Here is a 25,688-nt window from a genome sequence, read left to right as displayed (position 1 = left end):
TAAGCGCTAGAGCCTGTTTTTATCAAAGACCGGCGCGCTGGGCTTTTGCCTTGGCCAAAATGGCGGCAATCGTCGCTTTTTTATCAGCCGCTGGCGCTGCGGGCTGCGGTGTATCTGTCGTGGCTTCAGTCACGGGTGCAAGGGCGGTGGTGCGAACGGGGGCGTTGGCCTTGCGGCCCGTGCGCTGCAGGTGGGCGCTGTAGCGATCGCGGGCATGGGCGGCCTGTGCGGAGCTCCATGCATCCCAGCCTGTGGCCTCGTCGCTCGCATTGATGAGCTCAATACAGTCCACGGGGCAGACGGGAATGCAGAGTTCGCATCCGGTGCAATGCTCGGTAATGACGGTGTGCATGCGCTTGTTGGCACCCAGAATGGCATCGGTAGGGCACGCCTTGATGCAGAGCGTGCAGCCAATGCACCAGGCTTCGTCAATGACGGCCAGTGTGCGTGGTGCATCGATGCCATGTTCGGCGCTCAATGGGATTTCGCTTTGGCCTGTGATGATCGAAAGGCGGCGAACGCCTTCCTGGCCGCCCGGTGGGCATTGATTGATGGGGGCTTCACCACTGGCAATGGCACCGGCATACGACGCGCAGTCGGGGTAACCGCAGCGCGTACATTGAGTCTGGGGCAGGGCTGCATCAATGTTCGCAGCCAGTGCTTGAAGCGGGGAGGCTGCGGACAGTGATGCGTTCATGCTGGTCTGTTAAGCCTTTAGGCCCTGGCGCGATGGTTGTTGCGCTGTTTAGGGGCGGGGGCGCTATTTTGACCTGTTTTTTCCGGCTTGGCCGGCTCGTAGTTTTCCATCAGGCTTTCAGGCGTGGGCGCATCGTCGCTCACACTGCTCAGGTGGCCTGCAGCGCTGGCGGCTGTGGCGGCTGCCGGCTGGTGGGAGTGGATGAAGGCCTGGACCTGCGGGTACACCGTCTTGCGCCAGCGGCTGCCGCTGAAGATACCGTAGTGGCCAGCGCCTTGCACTTCAATATGCTGGCGTGCCGATTCTTTGATGCCTGAGCACAGATCATGCGCAGCACGGGTCTGGCCGGACCCGGAGATATCGTCCAGCTCGCCCTCCACGGTCAGCAGCGCGGTGTTCTTGATATCTTGTGGGCGCACCAGTTCGGGCTGGCCTTGCTCGTTGCGTACATTCCAGGTGCCGTTGACCAGCTTGTATTCCTGGAACACCGTGGCGATGGTTTCGAGGTAGTAGTCCGCATCCATGTCCAGTACGGCGTTGTACTCGTCGTAGAACTTGCGGTGGTGCTCGGCACTGGCTTCGTCGCCCTTGATCAAATCCTTGAAGTAGTCGTAATGGCTGTTGGCATGGCGGTCGGGATTCATGGCCACAAAGCCCGAATACTGCAAGAAGCCGGGGTAGACGCGGCGGCCTGCGCCAGGGTAGTTGTTGGGCACTTCGTAGATGACGTTGCTCTCAAACCATTCAAAGCTGCGCGTTTCCGCCAGATTGTTCACGGCCGTGGGCGAGCGGCGGGCATCGATAGGGCCGCCCATCATGGTCATGGACAAAGGCGTGCTCTCGCCGCGACTGGCCATGAGCGATACCGCTGCCAGCACGGGCACGGTGGGCTGGCAGACGCTGACCACGTGGCACTGACCATAGCGGCCCTGCAGGTAGCGAATGAACTCCTGCACATAGTTCACATAGTCGTCAAGGTGGAACTCACCGTCGGACAATGGCACGGTACGCGCATTCTTCCAGTCAGTGATGTAGACCTTGTGGCCGCTGAGCATGCTTTGCACGGTGTCGCGCAGCAAGGTAGCGTAGTGACCGGAGAGGGGCGCGACGATCAGCACCACGGGCTGGCTGAGCATGGCTTCCAGCGTATGCGGGTCATCAGAGAAGCGCTTGAAGCGGCGCAGTTCGCAAAATGGCTTGTCGACTTCCACGCGCTCGCGGATGGTTACATCAACGCCATCGACTTCGACGTTGTGCAAATCGAACTGAGGCTTTTCATAATCTTTGCCCAGTCGATACACGAGATTGAAACCCGCCGCCATACGCTGGGCCATGGGCACCTTGCTGAAGACGGAATGCGGATTGTTGTAAAACTTGGAGGCGGCTTGGGCAAAGTCTGCAAATGGCTCGACCATTGCGCGTTGCATTTCGTAGATCTGATAGAGCATGTGGCACTTTTGCGGTTATGTTGCAGTGCAATATAACAGCGACAGTTGACAAGCGAAGTAGTAAATTGACTTCTCATGCTTCATCTGATGGCAATGCACAACGCGGGCTTTCGTGCCACTTGCATGAAAGAAAAAAGCTGACACTGTCAGCTTCTTCCGGTAATGGTTTCAGTGGGTGCTCAGTCCGTTTCGCCGGGCTTGGTGCGGGCCAGCTTCATCACTTCATGAGGCGGCTGGGTTTTCATGCGGTGATCGCTCCAGACTTGACGCCAGCGGCGTGCGCCGGCCAAACCATTGCGCAAGCCCAGCATGTGACGGGCAATTGAATACCAGTTCGTACCATGCTCGCGCGCTTCGCACTCCATATAGAGCACCATCTGCTCCTCAATGGCTTCACGTGTGCGCTCCTTGCTCTCATCCTGATAGTAAAGGCCGTCCCAAGAGGCCATCCACCAAGGGTTGTGATAGGCCTCGCGGCCTACCATCACACCATCAACCAGCCCGAGTTGCTGTTGTACCACTTCGTCGGTCTTGATGCCGCCATTGACAGCAATCGTCAGGGCCGGGAAGTCGCGCTTGAGCTGGGCCACTATTTCATAGCGCAACGGCGGGACTTCGCGGTTTTCCTTGGGCGACAGGCCTTTGAGCCATGCATTACGGGCGTGAACCACAAACACATTGCAGCCTGCTTCAGCCACGGTGCCGACAAAGTCACGCACAAAGTCATAGCTTTCAATCTTGTCAATGCCGATGCGGTGCTTGACGGTCACAGGCACAGAAACAACATCGACCATGGCCTTGACGCAATCGGCCACCAAAGAGGCTTCATTCATCAAGCAAGCCCCAAACGCGCCGCGCTGCACACGCTCGCTAGGGCAGCCGCAGTTGAGGTTGATCTCGTCATAGCCCCACTGCTCGCCCAGACGCGCGCTGTGCGCCAGATCGCCAGGCTCAGATCCGCCCAGCTGTAGCGCAACAGGGTGCTCTTGTGCTTCAAAACGCAGGTGGCGAGCCACATCGCCATGTACTAGTGCGCCGGTTGTCACCATCTCGGTGTAGAGCAAGGTGTGTTGGCTGAGCAGTCGGTGAAAGTAGCGGCAGTGTTTATCTGTCCAGTCCATCATTGGCGCAACTGACATGCGCCACATGCTGCTATCTTGTTGATTTGTTTGTGTTATTTGCTTGTTCATGGCTTCAAAATGCCTGTCCGTAGCACCGATATAGCACCCCAAAACACCCCGAAAAACCCCCTGTTTCGCCTAGCGGTGCTACAGTGAGTGCTACGCCAAAGGCTTGTAGCACTGACATCATGGGAACTATTTCAAAGAGGAAACGTGCGGACGGCACGGAGGCTTACACGGCGCAGATTCGCCTTAAAGAAAACGGCGTAATTGTGCACACAGAAGCTCAAACTTTCACAAAGAAGGCTTTGGCCCAGGCCTGGCTGACCAAGCGTGAAGCCAGCTTGCAAGAGGCCAGAGCCCGTGGGGAGTTGGGGCGAAATAAAGTGACGGTGGGCGATCTGCTGGATTACTACGTGCAGCAAGCCAAAGGTGTGACAGTGTGGGGGCGCTCCAAGACCTCAGATATCAAGCGGTTGAGAGAAGGAGGGCTGGCTAGCAAAGACGCGCGCTTGTTGACGACTGCTGATTTGATTGAGTACGCCAAGCGTCGTCGCGTGGTTGATGGTGCTGGACCAGCAACTGTGCTTAACGACATTGTGTGGCTGCGTCAGGCATTCTTATCTGGACATGCTATGTTTGACATTGCTCAGCCGTTGGCCGCAGTGACCGCTGCCAAGCAAGAGTTGTTGCGCACCAAGACGATCTCTAAGCCTGTGCAGCGCAAGCGCCGGTTAAACAAGGTGGAAGAGGAAGAGCTGCATGCTTATTTCGGAAGCCGAGATAATCGTGCGCAAATACCGATGGCAGTTATTTTTAGCTTTGCTCTTTTATCTGCACGGCGACAGGAAGAAATATGCCGCTTGAAATGGGTGGATGTGGATTTTGATAAGCGGATTGGTTGGCTTGATGATGTAAAGCACCCAACGCAAAAAACAGGAAATCGGCGCGACTTTCGTATCTTGAAAGAGGCCTTGGAGATCATCCAGCTGCAACCGCGAACTAGCGAATATGTGTTTCCGTACAACCCTAAGAGCGTTGGTTCGGCGTTTACCCGAGCTTGCCAAGTTTTGGGTTTGGAAGACTTGCATTTTCACGACTTGCGCCATGAGGCGACAAGCCGCTTGTTTGAGCGCGGGTATAGCATTCAAGAGGTTGCGCAGTTCACATTGCATGAATCGTGGGCAACATTGAAGCGCTACACGCATTTAAAGGCTGAGAACGTCCCCGAGCGTCAAGCAGTGTGAATACGATGCCAGTCGTTTTCTGCTTCGATTTTTTTCCTGTCGATGTATTCGGCCAGCTTGATTGCATCTACCAGCCAAGGGCTACGTGAACCGCCTAACTTATATGTAGGCACTGGCAAATCCTGGCGGCATGCGCGCTCATTTGCTTTTTTTGGCTCCATTCCGAAGAAGTCTTTGCAGACCTTATCCAGTGGAATATTGACGTCGCCGAATTTGGCCAGCAATGCGAAGTGCGTGTTCATGTGGTGGCCCTCTCTTCTTTCACATGAGCAAGTCGCTGCTCTTCGCCTGAAAACACATCGTTGGGCACGTTGAAGAACTGGAGCTTTCCCTTCCAGGGGTGAAAAGGGATTGGGCGGCTGTCGCGCAGCACAAAGCCCCAGCTGCCTTCCTGCTTCCACTTCGAGCTGGACTCCTGCACGCAGCCGACCACATGCGTCCAGCCGACAAACCCGCCGCGCTGCAGATCTTCAAAGGCGGGAAGGTCTGCGGGCAGCAGGCCCATGCCGTCCAGCTCCTGCACGACCTGGTCGTAGTAGGCGCGGGTCATGGTCAGACCTGCGTGGATGAGCAGGCGGCCGCGAAAGTTGGTGGGCCAGTCGCGGTTTTCTATGTCTTTGTGGCCGTTGACGATGAGCCAGGCCCAGGGCTGGCGAATGCTCAGTGCGGGGATCATTTCTTAGGCCTCGCTTTCTTCCAGTGCCTGGATTTCGGTGTAATCGGCGCTCGGCTGCCAGCGCATAGCGGCGTCCATGTCATCTAGCGATACGTGGGGGTCTTGCGGCAGCTCCAGCCACCAGGTGCGGTCTCCCATCTTTTCGGTGATGTATGCGATCCGGTCTTTGGTGGGCAGCAACTGGCCGCCGGGGCCGCGCAGATCTCGCAGAATGCGAACCTTCTGCAGCTCCTGAAAGCCGTTGGTTTGCTGGGCTTCAGCAGCCTGCATGGCCTTGGCGATAGCCGCGCTGGCTTCCTGTTGCTTGACCTTGGGCTCGGGCTTCTTGCCTGTGGACTTGGCCGGTGTCTTGCCTGCGCGCTGTGCGGCTTCGGTCTTCATCTCGACTTGCACCTGGTTCTGTATGCCTTCCAGGTGGAATTCGGCCAGGTTCTGCAGCTCTTCTAGGTAGTAGAAGACGGTGGGCTTGTCGGTCCTCAGGTCCTGGGTGCAGACCATCTGCATGATGGTGATCAACTTGGCTGGTAGCGGCGCTTCTGAGGCGTTGGACAGCGCTTCAGAAAGCGCATCGTCGTAGTACTTGTCATCGGCGATGTCAAAGATGGCCATCAACTGCGCCTTGGGGACGTCTGCGGCCAGCTTTTCCAGCACATGCAGCGAGATCCACGATGGCAGGTAGTCCACGGCCTCATCAGGGCATGTGGCCAGCCCGGCGATCGTGGCTGTGACAGCCCTCTCACGCCAGCGGCGTTCGTATTCGGCCTGCAGCGTGGCGCGGTCGGGCGCGGGGGCTTGTGCTTCCTTGCCCTTGGGCTTGTCCGCCTTGGGTGCTGTCTTGGCTTCCTGTGCCTTTTCCTGCACTGCCTCGCTGGCGGCGTGCACGGGCACGGCTTCGGTAAAGCTGCCACTGGGGGTCTCGATCAGCACCACGCGGCTGGCGGGGACTTCCTGGCCCAGCACCTGGCGAGTTTCGGCCTTGCTGCCCTGGCTCGCCTTGTCCAGCGCGATATAGCCGCGCATGGAGCCAGTCTCAGTCGGCATGATGTCGCGCGCTGCCTTGCCGCTGATGATCTGGCGACCGGCTTGCACGGCGTCGGCCTTCACGCGGGCTAGGTGGGCCTCTTTCTTTTCGGCAAAGCAGGTGGTGTCGGTGCAGGCGTCCGGGCCTTGCTTGTCCCACAGCTCGGGCGTGGCACCTGTGCGCTTGGGGCAGTGGGTGCAGGCACCGGCCTGGGGGCAGAGCAGGGCGTCCGTCAGGTCGAACGGAGCCTTGTCCAGCTCGGTCATGTAGTTGCGGCGGGCAAGGTCTTGCGCGCTGCGCAGACTCATGGTGCCGCCGTCTGCACCGCCTGTCAGCACACGCTCGGTAAATTCTTCCTGCATGGCTAGCGTGGGGCGCTGCAGCACCAGCAGTGCCAGGCTGCGGGGCATGCGGCCTTCCTTCAGCGCGGCCATGGCCTTGGGTGACAGCGACAGCAGGCGCAGCGTCTCATAGACATGGCTGCGGCCCTTGCCAATGGCATCTGCGGCGGCTTCGCGGGTCAGGCTGAACTCTTCAATCAGGCGATGCAGGCCATGGGCTTCCTCCAGCGGGTTCAGGTCTTGGCGGTGCAGATTCTCGATCAGCTGGATCTGCAGCGCCTCCAGCCCTTCGGCGTTGCGCAGCAGGTAGGGAATGGTGCGCAGCCCGGCAATGGCCGCAGCGCGCCAGCGGCGCTCGCCCGCGATGATTTCATAGGCGGCCTTACGCGTTTCGGGGTTCTCGAAGGTGTCCTGCAGTCGTTCATGCGGCAGCTTGCGCACGATGATGGGCTGCAGCACGCCATAGGCCTTAATGGTGGCGGCCAGCGCGTGCAGCTCGTCGTTCTCGACCACGGTGCGGTTGGTGCGGCTGGGCGCAAACTGGTGCAGCGCGGCCTGGGGCTGCTCGGCTTCGCCTGCCGTGGCCTTGAGCTGGGGCATGACGCCGTCCAGCGTCATCAGCGTGAAATCGGCCATCGGCAGGTTGACCAGTGCGCCGTCGCAGTCCAGTTGGTACTGGCGGCCGTTGGGCGTCTTGCCCACCACCTTGGCTTTTAGGCCCGCCTGCGGAAGCGGGTTGCCCTTGTTGGTGGTTGCGTCCTGATTGATGACGACTTCGCGGTCGATTAGTGGGTCTTTGGTTGCCATTACTTGGCTCCCTTCATTTGCTTGATGGCTGCAGCGGCAGCGGCGCGGCGGGCCTCGACCTGGTCGGCGGGCAGCTCTGTGTAATGCGGGCAGTGGCTCTCGGCGCTGACAAAGCGCCAGCTCACCTTCAGGCGCTTGCAGCTGGCATAGCCCTGCTGCAGCATGCGCGGCGGTGTGGATTCGGGTTGCCAAAGCTGGCAGCTCTTGCAGCGCCCGGTGCTCATTGCTGGCTGTCCTTGCGGTGGGTGCGCTGGCCCATCAGCACGCTTGGCAGGCGCAAGGCGTCCGTCGCTCCAGCGCGGGTGCTTTGCATCAGCTCGCCGCCGGTATAGGTTTCGCGGGTCGTTCCGTTGCGAATGGGGGCTGTTGCCACCTGCAGGCGCTCTTCCTGGCGGCGCTGGTGCAAGGCCTTGGCGCTGGGCTCGGGCTTTGCCAGCGGCGACTGGCCGCGCTTGCTGGCACCAAAATGGGCGGCCATGTTGATGGGCTTTAGGTTGCTGCGGCTCATGAGTGAATGTCCTTGCGCTCGGGCGTAGAGGGTTCAAAGGCAATGTGGTGGGCTGTGCAGTCCAGGCGCTGGCGTGCAAAGCGTGGGTCAGTGGCATACAGCTCGGCCTGCTTGCCCTTGAGCTGGCGGGCCAGATGGCTTGCCGCGTGGTGGCTGGCCGGACTTTTGTTGGGATAGGTGTGAATGGCGCGCACCAACTGCTGGCCGGGTGCTGCCAGCTTGATTTCGAGCTGGGCGTGGCCGGTGGTCGTGGTGCGACAAATGCAGTCCGTCACCACGCCCTTGATGCGCAGCTGCATGTCGGCGGTGGCTGAGGTGTCCATCACAGGCACCCCCAGCGCAGGCAGATATAGAGCGAAGCCCAGAAGGGTGCTGTGACCGTCAGGGCCAGCAGCAGCGCAAGCGCGGCAGTCATGCCCAGCACTACGCGGCGCTGGCGGCGCAACTCTTGCGCGTTAGCAGTGTCGTACCGAGTGATGAAGTGAGTAGGGCGGCTGTTCATGGCTGCACCGGCTTTGCTTGGGCGCTGTGGATGCCAAAGAGGCACTGAGCCAGGAGGATGGCCACGCAGGCCGAGGTGTACTCGCCGTAATAGGGGCGAGCGCCAGGGCGCAGGACTTTGTAGAGCTGGGTCATACGGCCTCCAATGCGTCAGAGACCTGGTGAGCCTTCAAGATGTTCTTTAGTCCGATGGCACGCTCAAGACGCTGAGAGAAGGACAGCAAAAGGTCATCGCTCTTTGTCAGCCTTAGATGATTTTTGGCCTGGACAACAAACCATCGACGATCACAAGAGTCACCCAAAAAGTCCACAGACCCCGAGGAAAAGACGATGTTCATGCGGTTGACGCATGTAGCGTCGAGGCAGCTCTCGCGTTTGATCTGCACGTATGGCGCAGAGATCAGATCCTTGATGATGGCTTTGGTCGAACGCTTGCGTTCAGTTCTCGCATCCAAATCGGTGCCGTCATGAAAAATTGAAAGCAGTTGCGTGTGAGGTGTGAAAGCGGAATAGGGGTCGTGCAGACGTTGTGTAAATACACGAGTGGCGGCGTGGTGGTACACGTCTTCAAGAATCTCCGCCAGCAAGTGAGATCCGCTTTGCACATAGCCATTGAGCAGCAGACCTTTGCGCAGCTTGGTGCCGGGGTGCTGGAGCGGTATTGCCATCCAGTCCAGTAGTTGCTGAGTGATGACTTCATTGCCGCAAGCAAGTTGGCGTATCAGGCCCTGAATTGCGTTTTCATGATCGGGAAGAGAGGTGCGGGTCATGCTGGGCCTCGTTCAGAGTGAAGCGGATGAGTTGGTGGATTCGGTGCTTAGTACAGGCGTCTGTACGTCGCTGCAGGCGGCGATGCTGGCGCGCTCTTGGCGCACGTCCTCGAGGGCGGATTCGGCGGACTTGAGGACAGGAGGCAGAGAGAACTGGTTTGGCCTGCCCGCCTCGTGCCATTCCCTAGGGCGGATCAGGTTTTCCAGCTCCTCCAGCCGCAGCGTGGTGGTGGCGACGTTGTCATCCAGGAAGCTCGTTCCATCCCACGCGGGAAGAGAGTCAAAGAACCAAATGCAGCTCACAGCCTCGGCGTTGTCGGGGTGGCGCAGTTCGGCTATTTGGGCCTCGGTGCCGTAAACCAGTACAGGGCGCTCGTCTTGCCATCCGAGGGATGACCACTGGGGGAAGATTTCGGAATCCCCTGCGCCCACCCGAACATAGTCATCGGTCACGTAGGCAGACATGGCGTGCGTGCCATCCATCAGCCAGGCGCAGAAATGGCCTGGCTGGCTGATGCAGTGGCTCATTGCTTTCAGGATTTCGCCTGCCTGTTCGGGGCTTGAGACAGGGGTGTCTCTGGGGCGTGTGCCGTGGTGGCCACACTGCCATTCGTAAAAGCGCAGCACCAGCTGCTGCGCTGCTTTGAACTCGGCGTACTGGGCCAGTTTGTGCTGGGTCTCTTCCAGTACCTTGTCGAGCTTGGTCGTGTCGACCTGGACGGTGAGTGGAGTGCTGCTCATGGCTGCACCCCCGGCTCTTGGGGTTTGATCGCAGCGTCGGCGTCGGGCTGACCAGGCTCAAACTGAAAGAGCTTTTTAGTTGCCCAAGAATCGCTGATGTTGCTGTTGGCGATGCGGCAGGCCATCTGCACGCGCAGGGTATCGATTGCAATCAGCGTGACCTGGATCTGGGTGCGCAGCTTGGTCAGCAGCTCGGTGACTGCGGGCTGCTGAGCTGCGTCGTCTTTAAAGCTGGCGACGAATTGCTCGGCTTCTTGTAGCGCCTCCAGCTGCGCTACCAATGGATTCAAATGCATAAAACCTCCGCAACCCGGTATGGGTTCGGAGGTATATTACTAATTGGTAATTAGTTTTGCAATACCAAATGGTAATTTATTTGTTCGCAGCTACGTTCCTGCATCAATAGGTTTAGGACACATGGCGCGGTCCATCTGGAAAGCTTCATAGTGTTTGCTTGCAGACTCGAACTTCTCTTGAGCGAGAACGTCACCAAGTTTCGCGGGGTTCTGCATGAAGACAAGGATGCCGTCGATCGTGAAATCCATGCCAGATATCAGTTCAGTCTTGCCATGTTCTAAGCAGGGCGGAACAGTCAGTTCTTTTGCGTCACGCCTTATCGCTTGCAGAGTAGCCAGCGGCCCAGAAAGGGCCATGCGACTAGTACTTCCAGCAACATTGCGGGCGTCTTGCCAGCGTGCGTAAGTGTCATCAACAGATTTCAGCGAGGTTGCCAGCGGGTCAGGGCGCTTGGCAGCAGCAAGCGCAGCCTGTTTTTCCAAGGCCTGTCGCTCTTCTTCGGCCCGCTTTGCTTTGGCCTCTTCTTCAGCTCGTTGTGATACGAGTCCGCTTTGTCTGGCGTCACGCTCGGCACTGCGACTTCGTTCTTTGACAAAAATGGCTATGCCCATGGCAAGAACAAGCGCAATCAGTACAACTGCGACAAGGCTGCGCCCACCTTCATTGCGATATCGCTGATTCACTTTTCCCTCTTCAATTCTTATGGTTTTATGCCGCCCAGCGTCCGTGGGTGAGACGGAAATTGGTAAATGCGTGCAGCTTTAAGCTGCGGCACTTTTATCAATGTTTGTCTCCACGCGGCGCTCCCACTTGATGATGGTTGACTCAAGCATTTCCTCCATGTCATTGAGTGCGTCGGTGAATTTCTGCTCGCCTAGGTTGCGCCGGAGCGCTGTAAGTCGTTCAGGTGTGACTTTTTTAAATGGCCAATTACCTGACTTGACTGATTCTTTCTCAGGGGTGATCTGGGGTAAGTGGGCGAAAGAGCTTATCTCGTTGGCATCCAAGTACCCGATAGGCATCCGAGACTGCCGTTCAAGAGCACGAGCGCGCTTTTCCCCAAAGGATTTGCTCCGTAGTAGTCCTGATAGTTCACCTTGATTAATTTGCCTTTCGCCATCGTTGGTGGAGGCGATGAAAAGCTTCTGGGACCCGTCACAGTTCGTGTCGATCCAGAGCTTGAGCCTGCGGCGTCGGTTTGCGACGACTGGGTCTTCGGTATCACTCATAACGACACCGATTCTCATGAGGCATTACCGTTAAGTAAAACACCAAAAAGTATTTACTTTGAATTACTAAATGGTAATATGCAGGCCTATGAAGCAACTCACCATTTACCTTAACGGATTGACCAAGCAAGAGCAGGCCGATTTCGCTGGGCGATGTGGCACTACTGTCGGGTACATGCGCAAGGTTTGTTCTTTGGGTGGGTTGCTGCGCGAAAAGGTTTGCGCACTGGCCGAAGCGCACTCGGCTGGTGCAGTTACGCGTAAGGATCTTCGCCCAGATGACTGGACGGAAATTTGGCCCGAGCTTCAGGCCAAGCAAGCAATCACAACCACGGAGACCACCAATGTCTAAATCCCAAAAGCCAACACCCATGCCCAGCGCAGTGCAAGCAGGCGCTATCGACGCGTTTACTGAGTGGCGGCAAAGCAAGAAGTTTGTAGTGGGCGGGCCGTTGCTTTCACGCAAGGGGCTGAAGGCCAGTGCGCGAGCGCTGAGGCAGCGCATTGCGCCTGAGACAGTAAAGGGCTGCGTTACGCGCCGTGCTTCCATGGCTGGCCTTGCGGCATTGCTGTGGTCTGCAGCAATGCCGGTGAAGGCGCAGCAGATTGTCGTTGTGAACGGCGTGGAGCTGGTGTTTCTGTCTGACGAGTTGCAGCCGCTGGTGCTGGACCTTACTGCTCTCGCGCTACCACAACAGCGATCACTGGCGGGTCTTGCTGAAAAAACTCTATCAGCTGAACAACTCTCACAGGTACTGGAGCTTTGGAGACGGGGTCGACGAGGAATGGCCGGGTGATGACCTCGTTTTCCTCTGGCAGGGTTGAGCCGTCCCAAAGCCCATCGATGTAAGTAATTCGACCTTGGTCTGCCGGGTGGGCAGCCCATTGGACCCTTGTGTTGCTGGGTATCAATTTCACCAATTTTGTCTCCTGTGAGGTTTGTGATGGATGTGACTTTTTCTGCGTTCGCTGACGACTTTGAGGCTCGGTACAGCGGCTGGCGTGAGTCCAAGCGGTTTGTTGTTGCCGCTCCGGCAATCAGCTGGCCGCAGCCGTTGCCGCTCTGTGCAGGTCGAGTAGCAGGGTCTCGGTCGCCAGATCGCCGCGCTTCTCTTCCAGTTTGGCTAGGCGCGCCAGATCGTTGGCAAAAGCTGTTTGCTTGTCTTCTGGCAGTTGTCGCACGGTTGCGAACACAAGCGCGCCGAGGGCGTTGACGATGGCGTTCATTGATTCGGCGTTCATTGGAATTTGGGTTTCGTTGCTCAAGGGTTCCTCCTGTTTTGATTTCGTGGGTACCTCGGGGCGTAGTGCCTCCGAGGGCATTGTCCGTCACCAGGCAGCTGTGCCTGGTGGCGGTTTTTTTGCGTGGATCACTCGGGTTGGTGTGCATGGGTCGCAGTTTTGCCCCACTGCAACGGAAAGTCATTCCGACACGTTCCGATTTTTTCGGAACGCGTCGGAACCCTTTGCCTATAGAGCACGAATTTCGTGTCCCATTTTTCGTGACGCAAATCAAGGTTTTGCTATGCCTTTTTGCGTCGTGTTCGGCTTGCAGCTTGCGTTTGCGGGCATTTCGTGGGTGTTCCGACAAATTCGGAACCCGTCGGAACCTGTCGGCGCTCACTTACAAGAGGGCTAGACGATGGATATCGGCCTGGATTACGAGGATGAACTGGACGCCGCGCGTGAGGCGGTGCGCCATGCGGGTGGGCCTAAAAAGGTGGGGCCGCAGATGTTTCCTGATAAGTCGGTGGACGCTGCTGCGCGCTATTTGATGGATGCCTTGAACCCTGCCCGTGCCGAGCGCCTGATGCCGTCACAGGTGCTGATGCTGATGCGGATGTCGCGTGAGGCGGGCTTTCATGGCTTTGCGACCTGGTGGATGCGTCAGGCTGGCTACCAGGCACCAGTGCCAATTGCGCCGGTGTCTGAGGCTGCTGTGATAGCGGACAGGATCGGCGTGCTGGTCCCGCAGCTGCAGGGTCTGCTGGTGCAGGCGCAGCGTCTGCAGCAGGCCAATCTGAAGGATGGGTCGGTCTGATGGAGAACTACCAGAAGGTGCTGGACCAGATGGCGGTCTTTGGGATCGAGCTGCGCGATAAAGATTTAGCTCAACTGCCCTACAAGATTGACAGCGGCAAGCGGGTGACATGCGGCAAGGGCGGCAAGGATTGGTACAAGCTGTACTTGTTCCAGCCCAGAAATACCAGCAAGAAATGGGTGACGGGCACCTTTGGCACCTACCGCAACGGTGGTGCCTGGTGCAAGGTGGAGCAGGACTGGGCAGAACTGAGCCAGGCCGAACGCGACCGCATGGTGGCAGAGCGTGAGGCCGCAAAAGCGGCTGCTGCGATCGAGCGCGCCAAAGAAATTGCGAACGCCAGTGCAGATGCCCTGACGATATGGCGCAAGGCTGTGCCCACACAGACCACGCTATACCTGGAACGCAAGCAGGTCATCGGTGAGACCTGCCGCATGCTCGATCAGAGCCTGACGCTGCGCTGGCCTGCCCAGCGCAAGGGCGAGGATGACACGGTGTGGACGCTGCCCGCCGGCACGCTGGTGCTGCCGCTGATGCGCTACGACATGCCGCGCGCCGAGGCGATGCGGGGCGTGCAGTTCATCAAGCCTGACGGCTCCAAGATTTACCTGCGCCAGTTTGACAAGCCGGGCTGCTGCATTCGCCTGGGTGAGGTCAATGCCGACACGGCGTTGATGCTGGTGGTGGAGGGCTATGCCACGGGCGGCACGGCCCGCCGCGCCACGGCCTACGCCTGGCCCGTTTTCGTGGCCATGGATGCCGGCAACCTGGCCCATGTGGTGCCGCTGCTGCGCGAGCTGTATCCCGATGTCCGCATGCTGATCCTGGCTGACGACGATTACCGCACGCGTGACAAGCGCACAGGCCAGCTGAATAACCCCGGTCGCACGGCTGCAAAGGCCGTGGCCCGCAAGACGGAGCGCTGCGATTTCGTCTGGCCTATTTTCAATCCCACGAACCGTGGTCCCAAGGACACGGACTTTAACGACCTGCATGTCCTGGAGGGGCTGGGCGCGGTGAGCGACCAGCTGATGGGCGTGATTCAGGAAATAACCAAGCACCATGGCTGATAACGATACAGAGTTGAATGATGGCGGAGCGTTCGCGCCACCGCCGCCTGCGACCGCAGAGTCGCAGGCGTTGCCTGCCCCCGACGCGAATGCGTCGCTGGATGGGTCTTCTGCTGCGGGCGAATCTGCAGCTGGCTCAGTTGTGCACGTTGACTTTCATGCGGGAGTGCGTGTGCCGCCGGAGGCCGGCTCACCCCCGCCACCCGCCCCCCCGAAGAAGAGCGCTACTGCGCTTAAGAAAGGGGACGGGGGGGCAGAGGTGTCCGCTGCGGATGGCGCTGACAAGCCCGTACAGGGCCGTAAGAAGGAAAAGACCATTGACTGGGGCAAGTTCAACCATCTGGTTGAAAACTTTGCTCTGCTCTATGGCACAGACACGGTCTGGGATGACTCCGAGCGCATGATCATGAAGATCAGCAACATGGGACATGCCCATGGCAGCCAGTTGGTGGCGATGTGGAAGTCCAGCGAGAAGCGCCGCACGATTCGCGCTGACGAGCTGGTGTTCGACCCGACGATGAAGTGCGACACCGATCAGGTCATCAACATGTATGAGGGCATGGCGATGGTGCCGAAGAAGGGCAACGTCAACCCGATGCTGGATCTGATCAGCTTTCTGGTGAGTCGGGCCACGCCGGATGAGGCTGAGACCAGCGTGGTGATGGAGTGGCTGATTCGCTGGCTGGCGTACCCGCTGCAGCACCCTGGGGCCAAGATGCGGTCGTCCGTGGTAATGCATGGCGACGAAGGTGCCGGCAAGAACTTTCTGTTTGAGACGGTGGTGCAGATCTACGGTAAGTACGCCAGCATCGTTGGCCAGGATGAGCTGGAAGACAAGTTCAACGATTGGCGCAGCTGCAAGCAGTTTGTGGTGGGCGATGAAATCATGAGCCGCTCCGAGCTGGTGCACAACAAGAACCGGCTGAAGGCGCTGATCACGTCGCCCACGGTGCAGATCAACTCTAAGCACCAGATCCGGCGCGAAGAGAAGAACCACATGAATATCGTGTTTCTCTCGAATGAAACGCAGCCTCTGGCCCTCGATAACACGGACCGACGCTACCTGGTCGTGTACACGCCCAAGGCTAAGGAAGATCAGTACTACATCGACCTGGGCGAGTGGCGGGACAACGGCGGGGTTGAGGCCTTCTATGAGTACTTGCTGACTTATCCCTTGGACGGATTCAGCCCTTACACCAAGCCGCCCATGACCGAGGCCAAGGGCAATCTAATCGGACTCAATCGCAAGAGTCCTGAGCGATTCTGGGCTGAATGGTCTGATGGTGAGCTGGACCTGCCGTATCGCGCCTGCTCACGCGCTCAGGCCTACAGGGCTTATCTCAAGTGGTGCCAGCGCACAGGGGAGAGGTTCCCAGACAACGAGACAAAGTTCTCAAGCACGCTCACGCGCTTCTCAGACACGATGAACTCACCCGCCCGGATCAAGGTCATGAACGTGGCGCAGCCTGGGTTTGCAAGAAAGTCCCATCGCATGCTGCTGGTGACCGAGCCTAACTTTGGTGAGGGCGATAGCAAGATGACCGAGGGCGCGTGGGCCACGAAGGCCGTTGAATCGTTTGAGGTCGAGGTGCGCAAGTACCTGGGCTACGGGACTGGCTCCCCGGCCCCTGACTCTGCAGCAGCAGAAGGGAATGAATAAGGCATGGACTCGATGAAGCGTTACAGCGTTACAGCTAGCCGTAACTCGCAAACCCAGCATTGGCGCGGTTTGTTACGAGGTTACGCCGTTACGACCACTGCGCGTATGTATGTGCAGGCGTGCGCAGATGCGCACACACATGGGCATGTGTGCGGGAGCGATGTATGCGTAACGTCGTAACGTCGTAACAAGCTAGGCGTGGTGCGGGTTGGGTGGTTACGCGCGCCCGTAACGCTGTAACCACTTTGTTTATTTATTAAAAAAGAAAAGGAAAAGAGAGATGAAACGAACCCAGCTTGCGACGGCTATGACAGCCGGCTCCGTGGCAACGGCCTTGTCTTCCCCCCTTGTAGGTACTCCTGGCGCTTGGATTCATGAGGGTAATTCGGCCCCCGCGCGGACGCTAGTCGACGGTCTGGGGAAAAGTGAACGAACTGGTGAACGCTGGGAGGCAAAGTGAACGGTCGAATCAATCTCATCTCTCAAGCGGAATACGCCCGCCGCCGTGGTGTCGCCAAGTCCGCAGTGGCGAAGGCGGTGAAAGAAGGCCGCATTACCTTGATCGATGGAAAGATCGACCCTGCAGTGGCCGATATCCAATGGGCTCAGAACACCCGCGCTCGGGCTGATGCGGGCCGTCCAGCAAGCGAGCAGGTGGAAGGAATGGGCGATGCGCCCCAGGCTGCAAATAATGCGTCACAGGCCCCGGATTCGGCCTCTACCGCCAAAGATGACTACCAGGCTCTGCGCGTGCGCCGTGAAATGGCTGCGGTGGAGCGCGAGGAGCGTGAAAACGCCAAGGATGCAGGCCTATTGGTCGAAAAAAGTGCCGCCCGTCGCGGCACCTTCGACGCCTTTCGTGCATTGCGTGATGACGTCATGAATGCGCCCCAGCGCGCTGCTCCGCGCGTCATCGGCCTAGCTGACACCCGCGAGATTGAGCACGTATTCCGCGAAGAGCTGCGCAAGGCCTTTGAGATCGCGGAGAAGCGACTGCAGGCGCTACTGCCCATGACCCTGGAGGCTAAATGAATCTTGCAGACGGTTACTCGCTCATGCTGGAGGCCGCAATTGAGGCTTCGCGCCCTGATCCTGAGCTGCGTTGTGACGAATGGGCAGAGCAGTACATGGTCTTGCCCAAGAGTGGCCCGCAGCCTGGTCCATTCCGATTTGATCGCAGCTATCCGGCCAGGCGTGTGCATCAAGTGCTGTCTCCCAATCATCCTGCAAAGCGCGTGGTGGCTAAGGTGGCCTCCCAGATGTTCAAGACTCAGACGGCCCTCAATTGGATTGGTTCGCTGATGCATCGTAGGCCGCGCAATATCCTTGCGCTGGAGCCTACAGACACCCTCGTCAAGCGCTTTTCAGCGCGCGTATCCACGATGATCCGCAGCGTGCCGGAGCTGCGCGAACGTGTTGCAGCAGCCAAGAGCCGCGATTCACGCAACACCACCCAGGCAAAGGATTTTCTGGGTGATGCAACGCTTTACATGAATACCGCAGGCTCTGCGGCCAACTTGGCAGAAGTCTCCGCGCCCTATATCTACATAGACGAGATCGATCGCCTGGATCTCGACGTCGACGGCGAAGGCGACCCTGTCGAGCTGGCCGAGGCCCGCGCCACGCAATACGCCAACGATTGCAAGTTTCTGTACACATCCAGCCCAGGCATTGAAGGCTTTTCCAAGATCGACACCCTCTATGAGATGGGAACCAAGGAAAAGTACTTTGTTCCATGCCCGCATGACGACTGCGGACATTTGCACTCGCTGGAGATGGAACACTTTCGCTATGCGCGGGATGAAGAGACCGGCTTCATGGATCGTGCTTGGTTTGTCTGCCCAGAGTGTGGCACTGACATTGATGAGCGGCACAAGGTCACCATGCTGCCTGATGAGGCTGCAGGCGGCTTGGCTCGCTGGGTGGCAACTGCAAAGGGGGATGGAGAAACTGTCAGCTTCACACTGTCTGCCTTCTACATGCCCATTGGTGCCATTACCTGGCTGTCTCTGGCCCGTCAGTTGGCCCGTGCGCGTGACCGGTTGAAGCGTGGTGATCACGAAGCCATGCAGGTGTTCTACAACACACGTCTGGGCTTGAGCTACAAGAATAGCGAGTCGACCACCACCGCCGAACAGTTGCGCCGTCGTGCCGAAGATTACCCCATGCGCGTGCTGCCCGATGCGGCACTGGTGGCGACCATGGCTGTCGATACCCAGCCCAATCGTCTGGAGGTGCAAATTGAGGCGTGGGGGCCTGGAATGGAGCACTGGGTGATCGATTACATCGTCCTCAATGGTTCACCCACTGAAAGTGCAGACGTTCCTGGCAGCGTTTGGCATCGCCTGGACACGATCCGACGGACACCCTTGCTGCACGCCAGCGGCAGGCTGATCATGTTGAGTGCCTACGGTATTGACTCTGGCGGTGCCAACACTCAAGACGTTTACAACTACGGCCAGGCGCGCAAGGCTCTGAATTGCGTGGTACTCCATGGCTCTAGCCGCCCCAATCGCCCCATCATGGGTAGCGCACCCAGCAAGGTGGACATTGACTGGGGTGGAGAGAAAGTCAAGGGCGGTGTGGAGCTGTGGACTGTGGGCACCGACGTCGCCAAAGATTGGCTCAGCAACCGCATGCAGCTCACTGAAGGGGGTGGTGCAATGCACTTCCAGCTAGATCTACCCCCCGAGTGGTTCGACATGATGGTCGTGGAGCAACCCCATACCAAGTGGCGCAAGGGACGTCCAGTGCGCGAATGGGTCAAGCCCAACGGCGCGCGTAACGAGGCCTGGGACGTTTCCGTCTACAACCTGGCTTTGGCGCACCAGCTCGGTCTACAGAAGTGGTCTGCATTGGACTGGAAGCGTTTGCGTGACAAGCTGATCCCTCCCAATCTTGATCTGTTTGCCGTTGCTCCGCAGCCTGCACCCGTCTTCGATTCCGTACCGGCACCCGTTCTTGCCCCGGCACCAGAGCCCGCGCCGGTGGTCGACATCGCGCCCGCTGCGCCTGTGCAGCCTGAACGAATACCCACTCCAGAGCCTGAACCTACGGCGCAGACCGTACAGGCGTCTGTACCCCCGCCGATGCAACCCCCGGCCAGCGAGCCAGCCGCTCCAGCCCCCGTTGCTCCAGCTCCAGCGCCACAGGCCCCGGTGCCCGTGGCAACAGCCATCAACCGCCCTTTTGTGGGGCGTCGCATACTTTCGAGAGGGATACGCTAGTGACAGATAACAACCTTTATGACCCTGTTGCTCTGCGCCTGGCAGCCGCTGCGCCGCAGAACCACGACCCAGATCCAGAAGCAACCCAAGAGCAGCAGGATCTCGATAACCTTTGCGAGCGATGGGTCGCCTGGAAGTCAACGCGCCGCTTCTACGCGCCGCCGTCGAATATGGGCTCCATACTTGGTCAGCTCAGCGGGTCTCGGACTCGAGCGCTCAAGACGGACGGCCCGGACGCGTTCTGCAGTGCAGAGCTGGCAGCGTTTCACATCGCTTATTCCAGTCAACCGGATGCGCTGGATAAGCGTGTATTCGACCTCTACTATGTGCATCGTGTCGCACCCATCAAGACTGCGGCGGCGGCACTCAAAATCAGCCGCAGCCACTTCTACCTGGTGCTTAGTGACTTTCGCAAGCGGGTGCACGCGGCTGCGAAAAACGTACTTGCTGTCAATCTTCAAAAGGCGGCAGAGATGTCAAGCGCTAAATTGTCAGCTCCAGATAAGACACTTTAGTCCTCGACTTGATAAGACACTTTGCCCCAAAATTCGTGTTAATTCAGGTAGGTCTAAAAATTCCGCCTGAGACGAAACAAGCTCCGCAGCCGCCTGCAAAACAGGCTGAGCCCCCGCACTCCGAAAGGAGCCGGGGGCTTTTTCTTGGAAGATCCAGATGCTCAACATCTCACGCACGGGCCAGTCTCTCGCAGACATGGCAGACCAAGTGCGAGGGGTGCCCGCGCGCCTGATTCCTTATGCGACGGCCACTGCGCTGACGCGCTGCGCCAAGCAGGCACAGACGGACGATCTTCCCCAGGCCATGCGCAAGGCCTTCGACAATCCGACTAGCTACACCCTGAATGCGCTGCGCATTGAGCCTGCCACCAAGAACAAGCTCAGTGCCCGCGTTCTGGTCAAGACCAAGGCCATGACCAGCGGCAACGCGCAGGAACGCTATCTGCAGCCTGAGGTAGAGGGTGGTCAACGTGGCTCCAAGCGCATGGAGAACGCGCTGCGCTACGCCGGCGTACTGAGTGAAGGGCAGTTTGTGGTGCCTGGTGCAGCGACATCGCTGGATGCCAACGGCAACGTCAAGGGGGCAGACATTCGCACCATCCTCAAGGCGTTGAAGAACCTCAAAGCGGTCAGCGCCACACGCAGCCGCAGCGGCCAGCGTCTTGCCAAGGGTCGCCAGCTCGCCAATCAGCTGTTTGTCGGCAAGCCTCAGGGTGGCAATCGCCCAGACGGCATCTGGCGGCGCGAGGGAAAGCGGCTGCGCCCCTTGTTCGTGTTCACCAACGCGGTTCCCACCTACCGCCCCCGCCTGGACTTCTCAGGTGTAGTGCAGGGCGTGGCGCGCAAGCAGTTCCCGGCTGAGTTTGCCAAGGCCGTAGCCTCCATGAAATCGAAAGGACGCTGGTAATGAGCGCCGAAGAACTCCAAAACTGGAAAGGCCGCCTGACCAGCTATCTGGCAGCCGAAAAACGCATTCTGGACTCGCAGGAATACCAGATTGGCCAAGGTTCGGCTGCCCGCCGTAATCGCCGGGCCGAGCTGGAGCAGGTACAGAACGGCATCCGCGAGTGCCAACAAAAGATTGGTCAACTGCAGGCTGCTAGTTCGCCGCGCGGTCGCCGCATCATCCGTTTGCGCCCGTTCTGATATGCAACAGACTATCCTTGATCGCGCCATCGCAAGCGTTGCACCAGGCTGGGCCGCGCAACGCGCTAAGAGCAGAGTCCAGATCGCACTATCTGAGCAGGTCAACTTGGCTGCAGGCGAAGGCCTCAAGGCCATGGGGGCAGGTGACAGCAACGAGACTGTCTCTCGCTCGAGCCGCTGGTGGAACCCGTTCCCGCGCGACGCCCGTGCTGACACGATGAGCAAGCTGCCGTTGCAGCGTGGTGCTTCGCGCGAGCTGGCCCGCACATCGCCGATAGCAGTGGGGGCAATCAACACCAATATTGATCGCGTTGTCGGCACCGGCCTTGCCCTGGTTGCCCAGCCTGCGCTGGCTGTGCTGGGGTGGACGCCTGAGCGAGCTTTGGCTTGGCGCGCCAAGGCGCATCAGGAATTCAGCCTTTGGGCAGATAGCACCGACTGCGACCTCGAAGGCTCCCTCAACTTTTACCAGTTGCAGGCGCTTGTGCTGCGCAGCACGCTGGAATCAGGCGACTGCTTCAGCAATCTGCCTGATGGGGAGCGAACCGCCACCCAGCCCTATGCGCTGCGTATCCAGGTTCTTGAGGCTGACCGCGTTGGCAACCCTCTAGGAGCTATGGACACGCCCGCCATGGCCGGTGGCATACGGCTGAATGCCAGTGGTGCTCCTGAGGCTTATCACATCTACGACCAGCACCCTGGCTCACTCGCGGGCATCAAAGGTGGAGCATTTAAAGGACAGTGGGTGGAACGCCTGGGCGCTCGCTCTCGCAGACGCCGCGTGCTGCATCACTTTCGCAAGCTGCGCCCTGGCTCGGTACGCGGTACGCCCTACCTGGCTCCCATCATTGATTGCATCAAACAGATCGCGCGCTACACAGAGGCGGAGATCATGGCCGCAGTCGTCACGTCTTACCTGACCGTATTTATTGAGACGCCTAATGCCACGCCCTCTGGGGTGTTTCAGGGTGAAACGGCTCAGGAAGAAGCGTCCGGCGAGATCGGCCTGGGCATGGGTACTGTGGTCGGGCTTGCACCAGGCGAGAAAGCAAACACTTTCAACCCATCTCGGCCCAATCCCAACTTCGAGCCCTTCATCCTGGCGGTCATCAAACAGATGGGCATGGCACTAAGCCTGCCTTACGAGTTGCTGGTCAAGCAGTTCAATGCCAGTTACTCGGCCAGCAAGGCTGCGCTGCTCGATGCCTGGGTCTACTTCCGCAGTGTGCGCTACTGGCTGTCGCAGTCTTTTTGCCAGCCGGTTTTTGAAACTTGGATGGCTGAGGCTGTCTCTCTTGGACGTATCGAGGCCCCCGGTTTCTTTGCTGATCCACTGATGCGCTGGGCCTATACCCGTGCCGCCTGGCCTGGTGATTCGATGGGCTCTATCAATCCCAAGGATGAAGTGGCTGCTTATGTGGTGGCGATCGAGGCCCGCCTCATGACCCACGAGCGTGCGGAGTGGGAGCTGTGGGGGTCGAGCTGGGAAGACACCTATCCGCAGAAGAAGTCCGAACAGGACCGAATGCGTGCCGATGGAATCCTACCTGTGCCGAAGGCCGGCGCACCCGCACCGCAGCAGAAAAAACCACCCGAGGAGCCTCAGACATGAGCGACATCATGCAGCGCCGCCGCGTTGCCTTCGATCCCACCATCAACCTGGGTCATGTTTTGACCTTTGTCGGTTTCATGATCGCGGGCTTTTCGGCCTATAGCACGCTGGACAAGCGCGTCACGCTGATTGAGTCACAGATCGTCGCCAACTCCACGCATGTGCGCGACCAGGACGGTCGGCTCAAGGACACCCTCTCTGATATCCGCGCCGATGTCAAAGAGCTTCAGCGTACTTTTAATTTCATTAGCCGCAGCAGCGGCACCACCACTTCACAGGCAGCACCATGAACCTGCGCGATTTAATCCAGGGCGCGTGGGCGCTTGAGCCCGCCATGCTTAGCGAGATTCAGGCCATCTACGAGACCCATCTGCGCGGCGACAAGATCGACCTGGCTGGGGTAGAGGCCCGTCTGGGGCGACCGCTTTCCAATGAGCAGCAGGAATACGAGGTCAACCCGGACGGCGTAGCGGTACTGCAGCTGTCTGGCGTGATGGCCCCCAAGGCCAATTTGTTTGCCCGCGTTTCAGGCGGCATCAGCACCCAGGTGGCAGCTCGCCAGATCGAAAGCGCCATGGTTGACCAGCGCGTCAAGGGTATGGTCCTGGTGCTGAATTCGCCGGGTGGCAACGTCCTCGGCGTGCCGGAGTTGGCCCAGACCATCTTTGAAGCCGCTGCGCAGAAGCCACTTGTGGCGTTCTCGGACGAACAAATCCTGAGTGCCGGTTATTGGGCGGCCAGCGCGGCCAACGGCGTCTACATCAGCTCCAACGTGGTGACCATCGGCTCCATCGGCGTGGTGATGGATCGCAGCTATGAGCCCGGCTCCAGCAAACGCCAGGAGTCTGTGGCCGCTGGCAAATACAAGCGCATGGTGAATGCGTCAGAGCCTTTGTCCAAGGAAGCCCGCGCCGAGGTGCAGGCCGATGTGGACTATGTCTACACCTTGTTCGTTGATGACGTGGCGCGCTTTCGCGGCGCTACCAGCGAGCAGGTACTCGATCACATGGCCGATGGCCGTGTTTTCCGTGGTCAGAACGCGATGAATGCGGGCCTGGTGGACGGTGTTTCCACCTTGGACGACCTGGTCGCGCGCATGGCTGCAAATCCTTCCCAGTTTGCCGAGCGCCGCAAAGCGGTGTTTGCGCTGGGAAAACCGTCCCCAAGCGCCGGTGCTGCGCCCAAAGACACAACCCCTAAACGTGAGGTGAAAACCATGGGTGATCCCAATGCAACCCCCATCACGCGTGCGTCTTTGGAACAAGACCACGCGCCTTTGTTCGCGCAGATCAGCGCTGAGTTCCTGACCTTGGGTGCCACGCAAGAGCGTGAGCGCATCCAGGCAGTTCTGGCTGTGGGTGAAGGCTTGCCCGGTCACGGCGAGCTGCTGGCAGGCCTGGCCTTTGACGGAAAAACCTCGGCTGAGCAGGCCGGCATGGCCGTGCTGACGGCAGAAAAGTCTGCGCGCGCTGCGGCTGTGGCCGGTCACCAAGCGGATGCGCCGCCTGCGCAAAAGCCCAGTACTGCGCCCGCCGACAAGGGCAAGACGCAAGCCCAACAGGTGGCAGAGGCTCAGGCCTACGTCAAGGAAAACGGCGGAACCTTGGTTGCTGCCTACAAGGAGCTGGGCTACGCCCGCTAAGCGCCGAAACGATTTCAAAGGAGCATCAACATGCAATCGAGCTATTCCATTCTGGCGCTCACCGTGGCCGCCGGCGGCCCATTGGTGGCAGAGCGCCTGGTCACCCAGCTGGGTGTTTATCCGGCAGCCGGTGGCGCAGCGTTTGGTGTCACCCGTACCAATGCAGCCACCAAGGGCGACCTGGTGCCTGTGGACGTGCAGGGCACCTCAATCGTCGAAGCCGGTGCTGTCGTGGCACTCGATCAACCACTGATGGCAGATGCCGAGGGTCGTGTCGTGCCGCTGACCGCCGGCAAGGTCGGTGTCGGTCGCGCCATGGGTGCGGCCACCGCCTCGGGTGACCGGATCGAAGTGCTGCTGATCCCTACCGCCCAGGTAGCCGCCTGACTTCAGGCCAGCGCTGTCCAACTTTAGGAGAAACAATATGCCTCAAATGACTCCAGGCGAAGCCGCCGTCATCGATCTCATCCTCACTTCGGTTGCGCGTGGCTATGGCTCGCCCAATGCCAAGATTGCCGATGTCCTGTTTCCGCGCGTCAGTGTGGACTCTCGATCCGGCAAGATTTTGTCCTTTGGGCCAGATAGCTTCCGGCTGGTGAATTCGGCCCGTGCCCCTGGTACCAACACCAAGCGCGTCCAGTTTGGGTATGCTTCTGGTAACTATGGCCTGGTGGATCATCGCCTTGAAGGTCTGGTGCCAGTAGAAACCGAAGAAGAAGCCCAGGTTGTACCGGGTATCGACTTGGGTAGCCATGCCGTCAATACGGTTCAGGACGTCATGGCCAATGAGCGCGAAAAAATCGCTGCGGATCTGGCGCGCAATGCGGCCAATTACGATGCGCAGCATAAGGAAGCGTTGTCGGGGTCCGACTTCTGGACGGCAAGCACCAGCAATCCCTTTGACCAGATCAATGAAGGCCGCGAGGCCATCCGCAAGAGCACGGGTAAAAAGCCCAACTCTCTGGTGCTGGGCCCCACCGCATTGCTGGCCTTGCGCAATCACCCCAAGGTGATGGACCGCGTCAGCATTGCGGCAGACCGCGTGCCAGCCACGCTGGAGCAGCTGCAGCGCCTGCTTGAGATTGAGCGCATCGTTGAAGGTGAGGCCACTTACTACGACGACAAGCTGGGTTTTGTGGATATGTGGGGTGACGACGCGATTTTGGCGTTCACGACACCGGCCGCCATGCAGCAGCGTGGCTCGCCCAACTATGGCTACACCTACCAGCTCAAGGACCGCCCCATGGTTGAAGCCCCCTATATGGACCGCAATGCCAACTCGTGGATCTATCCGGTGAGTGATGCCTACCAGCCTGCGCTGGTGGGGGCCACTGCGGGCTACCTGATTCAGAACGCTGGAAAGAAGTAAGC

33 protein-coding genes are annotated in these 25,688 nt (G+C 59.0%); 16 read left to right on the top strand and 17 right to left on the bottom strand.

The window, feature by feature from the left end:
* Window positions 1–22: 22 nt before the first annotated feature.
* The 3 genes from HF327_RS12900 to dusA all read right to left on the bottom strand — a co-directional run bounded on the left by HF327_RS12900 (window position 23) and on the right by dusA (window position 3,335).
* The gene (locus tag HF327_RS12900) at window positions 23–697 is read right to left on the bottom strand and encodes an RnfABCDGE type electron transport complex subunit B (protein ID WP_198460556.1); all 675 of its coding nucleotides are present in this window, start codon (window positions 695–697) and stop codon (window positions 23–25) included.
* Between the two features lie 17 nt (window positions 698–714).
* The gene (locus tag HF327_RS12895) at window positions 715–2,145 is read right to left on the bottom strand and encodes a polyhydroxyalkanoate depolymerase (RefSeq protein WP_198460555.1); all 1,431 of its coding nucleotides are present in this window, start codon (window positions 2,143–2,145) and stop codon (window positions 715–717) included.
* 179 nt (window positions 2,146–2,324) lie between these two features.
* Complete coding sequence (gene dusA / locus HF327_RS12890) at window positions 2,325–3,335, bottom strand: tRNA dihydrouridine(20/20a) synthase DusA (RefSeq protein WP_198460554.1); 1,011 nt, start codon at window positions 3,333–3,335, stop codon at window positions 2,325–2,327.
* 119 nt (window positions 3,336–3,454) lie between these two features.
* Between dusA and HF327_RS12885 the strand changes: the two genes are divergently transcribed.
* Entirely contained in the window at window positions 3,455–4,513 is a 1,059-nt protein-coding gene (locus tag HF327_RS12885) for a site-specific integrase (RefSeq protein ID WP_198460553.1), read from the top strand.
* Here HF327_RS12885 and HF327_RS12880 read toward each other — a convergent pair.
* The 13 genes from HF327_RS12880 to HF327_RS12820 all read right to left on the bottom strand — a co-directional run bounded on the left by HF327_RS12880 (window position 4,501) and on the right by HF327_RS12820 (window position 11,404).
* Window positions 4,501–4,755: a pyocin activator PrtN family protein gene (locus HF327_RS12880; protein WP_198460552.1), complete on the bottom strand. Its 255-nt coding sequence runs from the start codon at window positions 4,753–4,755 to the stop codon at window positions 4,501–4,503. The two genes, HF327_RS12885 and HF327_RS12880, sit on opposite strands and share 13 nt — an antisense overlap.
* Window positions 4,752–5,189, bottom strand: coding sequence for an ASCH domain-containing protein (locus tag HF327_RS12875; protein ID WP_206764418.1), 438 nt, complete (start codon window positions 5,187–5,189; stop codon window positions 4,752–4,754). Before HF327_RS12875 ends, HF327_RS12880 begins: the two co-directional genes overlap by 4 nt.
* Before the next feature lie 3 nt (window positions 5,190–5,192).
* Window positions 5,193–7,358 (bottom strand): ParB/RepB/Spo0J family partition protein, encoded by a 2,166-nt coding sequence (locus tag HF327_RS12870; protein ID WP_198460551.1) that lies wholly within the window; start codon window positions 7,356–7,358, stop codon window positions 5,193–5,195.
* On the bottom strand, window positions 7,358–7,582 hold the full coding sequence (locus HF327_RS12865; RefSeq protein WP_198460550.1) for a hypothetical protein: 225 nt from the start codon (window positions 7,580–7,582) through the stop codon (window positions 7,358–7,360). The genes HF327_RS12870 and HF327_RS12865 overlap by 1 nt, the downstream gene beginning before the upstream one ends.
* Entirely contained in the window at window positions 7,579–7,866 is a 288-nt protein-coding gene (locus HF327_RS12860; protein ID WP_198460549.1) for a hypothetical protein, read from the bottom strand. Before HF327_RS12860 ends, HF327_RS12865 begins: the two co-directional genes overlap by 4 nt.
* Window positions 7,863–8,189, bottom strand: a complete 327-nt coding sequence (locus HF327_RS12855; protein WP_198460548.1) for a hypothetical protein — start codon at window positions 8,187–8,189, stop codon at window positions 7,863–7,865. The genes HF327_RS12860 and HF327_RS12855 overlap by 4 nt, the downstream gene beginning before the upstream one ends.
* On the bottom strand, window positions 8,189–8,368 hold the full coding sequence (locus tag HF327_RS12850; RefSeq protein WP_198460547.1) for a hypothetical protein: 180 nt from the start codon (window positions 8,366–8,368) through the stop codon (window positions 8,189–8,191). Before HF327_RS12850 ends, HF327_RS12855 begins: the two co-directional genes overlap by 1 nt.
* Complete coding sequence (locus HF327_RS12845) at window positions 8,365–8,502, bottom strand: hypothetical protein (RefSeq protein ID WP_198460546.1); 138 nt, start codon at window positions 8,500–8,502, stop codon at window positions 8,365–8,367. The genes HF327_RS12850 and HF327_RS12845 overlap by 4 nt, the downstream gene beginning before the upstream one ends.
* Window positions 8,499–9,137 carry a hypothetical protein gene (locus tag HF327_RS12840; protein ID WP_198460545.1) on the bottom strand — a complete coding sequence of 213 codons (639 nt, stop codon included), beginning with the start codon at window positions 9,135–9,137 and terminating at the stop codon, window positions 8,499–8,501. Before HF327_RS12840 ends, HF327_RS12845 begins: the two co-directional genes overlap by 4 nt.
* A gap of 12 nt (window positions 9,138–9,149) precedes the next feature.
* The gene (locus HF327_RS12835) at window positions 9,150–9,878 is read right to left on the bottom strand and encodes a hypothetical protein (RefSeq protein WP_198460544.1); all 729 of its coding nucleotides are present in this window, start codon (window positions 9,876–9,878) and stop codon (window positions 9,150–9,152) included.
* Window positions 9,875–10,174, bottom strand: a complete 300-nt coding sequence (locus HF327_RS12830; protein WP_198460543.1) for a hypothetical protein — start codon at window positions 10,172–10,174, stop codon at window positions 9,875–9,877. The genes HF327_RS12835 and HF327_RS12830 overlap by 4 nt, the downstream gene beginning before the upstream one ends.
* Before the next feature lie 90 nt (window positions 10,175–10,264).
* Window positions 10,265–10,858 (bottom strand): hypothetical protein, encoded by a 594-nt coding sequence (locus HF327_RS12825; protein WP_198460542.1) that lies wholly within the window; start codon window positions 10,856–10,858, stop codon window positions 10,265–10,267.
* Between the two features lie 78 nt (window positions 10,859–10,936).
* Window positions 10,937–11,404 carry a hypothetical protein gene (locus HF327_RS12820; RefSeq protein ID WP_198460541.1) on the bottom strand — a complete coding sequence of 156 codons (468 nt, stop codon included), beginning with the start codon at window positions 11,402–11,404 and terminating at the stop codon, window positions 10,937–10,939.
* 88 nt (window positions 11,405–11,492) lie between these two features.
* Here HF327_RS12820 and HF327_RS12815 point away from each other — a divergent pair, with 88 nt between their 5' ends.
* Together HF327_RS12815 and HF327_RS12810 are read left to right on the top strand one after the other, a co-directional pair.
* Entirely contained in the window at window positions 11,493–11,756 is a 264-nt protein-coding gene (locus tag HF327_RS12815) for a transcriptional regulator (protein WP_198460540.1), read from the top strand.
* The gene (locus tag HF327_RS12810) at window positions 11,749–12,201 is read left to right on the top strand and encodes a hypothetical protein (protein ID WP_198460539.1); all 453 of its coding nucleotides are present in this window, start codon (window positions 11,749–11,751) and stop codon (window positions 12,199–12,201) included. The genes HF327_RS12815 and HF327_RS12810 overlap by 8 nt, the downstream gene beginning before the upstream one ends.
* A 241-nt stretch (window positions 12,202–12,442) precedes the next feature.
* Here the strand turns inward: HF327_RS12810 and HF327_RS12805 are convergent, their stop codons facing one another.
* Complete coding sequence (locus HF327_RS12805) at window positions 12,443–12,670, bottom strand: hypothetical protein (RefSeq protein WP_198460538.1); 228 nt, start codon at window positions 12,668–12,670, stop codon at window positions 12,443–12,445.
* Between the two features lie 376 nt (window positions 12,671–13,046).
* On the opposite strand from HF327_RS12805, the gene HF327_RS12800 reads away from it, so the two are divergent.
* The 13 genes from HF327_RS12800 to HF327_RS12740 all read left to right on the top strand — a co-directional run bounded on the left by HF327_RS12800 (window position 13,047) and on the right by HF327_RS12740 (window position 25,686).
* A complete protein-coding gene (locus HF327_RS12800) occupies window positions 13,047–13,445 on the top strand; it encodes a hypothetical protein (RefSeq protein ID WP_198460537.1) in 399 nt (132 codons plus the stop codon).
* Complete coding sequence (locus HF327_RS12795) at window positions 13,445–14,515, top strand: hypothetical protein (RefSeq protein WP_198460536.1); 1,071 nt, start codon at window positions 13,445–13,447, stop codon at window positions 14,513–14,515. The genes HF327_RS12800 and HF327_RS12795 overlap by 1 nt, the downstream gene beginning before the upstream one ends.
* Window positions 14,508–16,175 carry a primase-helicase family protein gene (locus HF327_RS12790; RefSeq protein ID WP_198460535.1) on the top strand — a complete coding sequence of 556 codons (1,668 nt, stop codon included), beginning with the start codon at window positions 14,508–14,510 and terminating at the stop codon, window positions 16,173–16,175. The genes HF327_RS12795 and HF327_RS12790 overlap by 8 nt, the downstream gene beginning before the upstream one ends.
* A gap of 456 nt (window positions 16,176–16,631) precedes the next feature.
* Window positions 16,632–17,207, top strand: coding sequence for a hypothetical protein (locus tag HF327_RS12785; protein ID WP_198460534.1), 576 nt, complete (start codon window positions 16,632–16,634; stop codon window positions 17,205–17,207).
* The gene (locus tag HF327_RS12780; protein ID WP_198460533.1) at window positions 17,204–19,402 is read left to right on the top strand and encodes a terminase gpA endonuclease subunit; all 2,199 of its coding nucleotides are present in this window, start codon (window positions 17,204–17,206) and stop codon (window positions 19,400–19,402) included. Before HF327_RS12785 ends, HF327_RS12780 begins: the two co-directional genes overlap by 4 nt.
* Complete coding sequence (locus tag HF327_RS12775) at window positions 19,402–19,917, top strand: hypothetical protein (protein ID WP_198460532.1); 516 nt, start codon at window positions 19,402–19,404, stop codon at window positions 19,915–19,917. The genes HF327_RS12780 and HF327_RS12775 overlap by 1 nt, the downstream gene beginning before the upstream one ends.
* Before the next feature lie 157 nt (window positions 19,918–20,074).
* Entirely contained in the window at window positions 20,075–20,824 is a 750-nt protein-coding gene (locus HF327_RS12770) for a hypothetical protein (RefSeq protein WP_198460531.1), read from the top strand.
* Window positions 20,824–21,063, top strand: a complete 240-nt coding sequence (locus HF327_RS12765) for a hypothetical protein (RefSeq protein WP_198460530.1) — start codon at window positions 20,824–20,826, stop codon at window positions 21,061–21,063. The genes HF327_RS12770 and HF327_RS12765 overlap by 1 nt, the downstream gene beginning before the upstream one ends.
* Before the next feature lies 1 nt (window position 21,064).
* Window positions 21,065–22,675: a phage portal protein gene (locus HF327_RS12760; RefSeq protein ID WP_198460529.1), complete on the top strand. Its 1,611-nt coding sequence runs from the start codon at window positions 21,065–21,067 to the stop codon at window positions 22,673–22,675.
* Window positions 22,672–22,965, top strand: a complete 294-nt coding sequence (locus HF327_RS12755) for a hypothetical protein (RefSeq protein WP_198460528.1) — start codon at window positions 22,672–22,674, stop codon at window positions 22,963–22,965. Before HF327_RS12760 ends, HF327_RS12755 begins: the two co-directional genes overlap by 4 nt.
* Window positions 22,962–24,317, top strand: coding sequence for a S49 family peptidase (locus HF327_RS12750; protein ID WP_198460527.1), 1,356 nt, complete (start codon window positions 22,962–22,964; stop codon window positions 24,315–24,317). The genes HF327_RS12755 and HF327_RS12750 overlap by 4 nt, the downstream gene beginning before the upstream one ends.
* A gap of 30 nt (window positions 24,318–24,347) precedes the next feature.
* The gene (locus HF327_RS12745) at window positions 24,348–24,704 is read left to right on the top strand and encodes a capsid cement protein (RefSeq protein ID WP_198460526.1); all 357 of its coding nucleotides are present in this window, start codon (window positions 24,348–24,350) and stop codon (window positions 24,702–24,704) included.
* A gap of 37 nt (window positions 24,705–24,741) precedes the next feature.
* The gene (locus HF327_RS12740) at window positions 24,742–25,686 is read left to right on the top strand and encodes a major capsid protein (protein ID WP_198460525.1); all 945 of its coding nucleotides are present in this window, start codon (window positions 24,742–24,744) and stop codon (window positions 25,684–25,686) included.
* Window positions 25,687–25,688: the final 2 nt, after the last annotated feature.

The organism is Comamonas suwonensis (assembly GCF_012844455.2).
Classification (GTDB): Bacteria; Pseudomonadota; Gammaproteobacteria; order Burkholderiales; family Burkholderiaceae_C; genus Comamonas; species Comamonas suwonensis.
The sequence above is the reverse complement of the archived record's forward strand: the minus strand, read 5'-3'. Positions and strand labels throughout refer to the sequence as shown.

Bases quoted from the DNA above. Each gene is read 5' to 3' on its own strand.
- HF327_RS12900 (WP_198460556.1), bottom strand. From the start codon at position 697: ATGAACGCATCACTGTCCGCAGCCTCCCCGCTTCAAGCACTGGCTGCG.
- HF327_RS12895 (WP_198460555.1), bottom strand. From the start codon at position 2,145: ATGCTCTATCAGATCTACGAAATGCAACGCGCAATGGTCGAGCCATTT.
- dusA (WP_198460554.1), bottom strand. From the start codon at position 3,335: ATGAACAAGCAAATAACACAAACAAATCAACAAGATAGCAGCATGTGG.
- HF327_RS12885 (WP_198460553.1), top strand. From the start codon at position 3,455: ATGGGAACTATTTCAAAGAGGAAACGTGCGGACGGCACGGAGGCTTAC.
- HF327_RS12880 (WP_198460552.1), bottom strand. From the start codon at position 4,755: ATGAACACGCACTTCGCATTGCTGGCCAAATTCGGCGACGTCAATATT.
- HF327_RS12875 (WP_206764418.1), bottom strand. From the start codon at position 5,189: ATGATCCCCGCACTGAGCATTCGCCAGCCCTGGGCCTGGCTCATCGTC.
- HF327_RS12870 (WP_198460551.1), bottom strand. From the start codon at position 7,358: ATGGCAACCAAAGACCCACTAATCGACCGCGAAGTCGTCATCAATCAG.
- HF327_RS12865 (WP_198460550.1), bottom strand. From the start codon at position 7,582: ATGAGCACCGGGCGCTGCAAGAGCTGCCAGCTTTGGCAACCCGAATCC.
- HF327_RS12860 (WP_198460549.1), bottom strand. From the start codon at position 7,866: ATGAGCCGCAGCAACCTAAAGCCCATCAACATGGCCGCCCATTTTGGT.
- HF327_RS12855 (WP_198460548.1), bottom strand. From the start codon at position 8,189: ATGGACACCTCAGCCACCGCCGACATGCAGCTGCGCATCAAGGGCGTG.
- HF327_RS12850 (WP_198460547.1), bottom strand. From the start codon at position 8,368: ATGAACAGCCGCCCTACTCACTTCATCACTCGGTACGACACTGCTAAC.
- HF327_RS12845 (WP_198460546.1), bottom strand. From the start codon at position 8,502: ATGACCCAGCTCTACAAAGTCCTGCGCCCTGGCGCTCGCCCCTATTAC.
- HF327_RS12840 (WP_198460545.1), bottom strand. From the start codon at position 9,137: ATGACCCGCACCTCTCTTCCCGATCATGAAAACGCAATTCAGGGCCTG.
- HF327_RS12835 (WP_198460544.1), bottom strand. From the start codon at position 9,878: ATGAGCAGCACTCCACTCACCGTCCAGGTCGACACGACCAAGCTCGAC.
- HF327_RS12830 (WP_198460543.1), bottom strand. From the start codon at position 10,174: ATGCATTTGAATCCATTGGTAGCGCAGCTGGAGGCGCTACAAGAAGCC.
- HF327_RS12820 (WP_198460541.1), bottom strand. From the start codon at position 11,404: ATGAGTGATACCGAAGACCCAGTCGTCGCAAACCGACGCCGCAGGCTC.
- HF327_RS12815 (WP_198460540.1), top strand. From the start codon at position 11,493: ATGAAGCAACTCACCATTTACCTTAACGGATTGACCAAGCAAGAGCAG.
- HF327_RS12810 (WP_198460539.1), top strand. From the start codon at position 11,749: ATGTCTAAATCCCAAAAGCCAACACCCATGCCCAGCGCAGTGCAAGCA.
- HF327_RS12800 (WP_198460537.1), top strand. From the start codon at position 13,047: ATGGATATCGGCCTGGATTACGAGGATGAACTGGACGCCGCGCGTGAG.
- HF327_RS12795 (WP_198460536.1), top strand. From the start codon at position 13,445: ATGGAGAACTACCAGAAGGTGCTGGACCAGATGGCGGTCTTTGGGATC.
- HF327_RS12790 (WP_198460535.1), top strand. From the start codon at position 14,508: ATGGCTGATAACGATACAGAGTTGAATGATGGCGGAGCGTTCGCGCCA.
- HF327_RS12780 (WP_198460533.1), top strand. From the start codon at position 17,204: ATGAATCTTGCAGACGGTTACTCGCTCATGCTGGAGGCCGCAATTGAG.
- HF327_RS12770 (WP_198460531.1), top strand. From the start codon at position 20,075: ATGCTCAACATCTCACGCACGGGCCAGTCTCTCGCAGACATGGCAGAC.
- HF327_RS12765 (WP_198460530.1), top strand. From the start codon at position 20,824: ATGAGCGCCGAAGAACTCCAAAACTGGAAAGGCCGCCTGACCAGCTAT.
- HF327_RS12760 (WP_198460529.1), top strand. From the start codon at position 21,065: ATGCAACAGACTATCCTTGATCGCGCCATCGCAAGCGTTGCACCAGGC.
- HF327_RS12755 (WP_198460528.1), top strand. From the start codon at position 22,672: ATGAGCGACATCATGCAGCGCCGCCGCGTTGCCTTCGATCCCACCATC.
- HF327_RS12750 (WP_198460527.1), top strand. From the start codon at position 22,962: ATGAACCTGCGCGATTTAATCCAGGGCGCGTGGGCGCTTGAGCCCGCC.
- HF327_RS12745 (WP_198460526.1), top strand. From the start codon at position 24,348: ATGCAATCGAGCTATTCCATTCTGGCGCTCACCGTGGCCGCCGGCGGC.
- HF327_RS12740 (WP_198460525.1), top strand. From the start codon at position 24,742: ATGCCTCAAATGACTCCAGGCGAAGCCGCCGTCATCGATCTCATCCTC.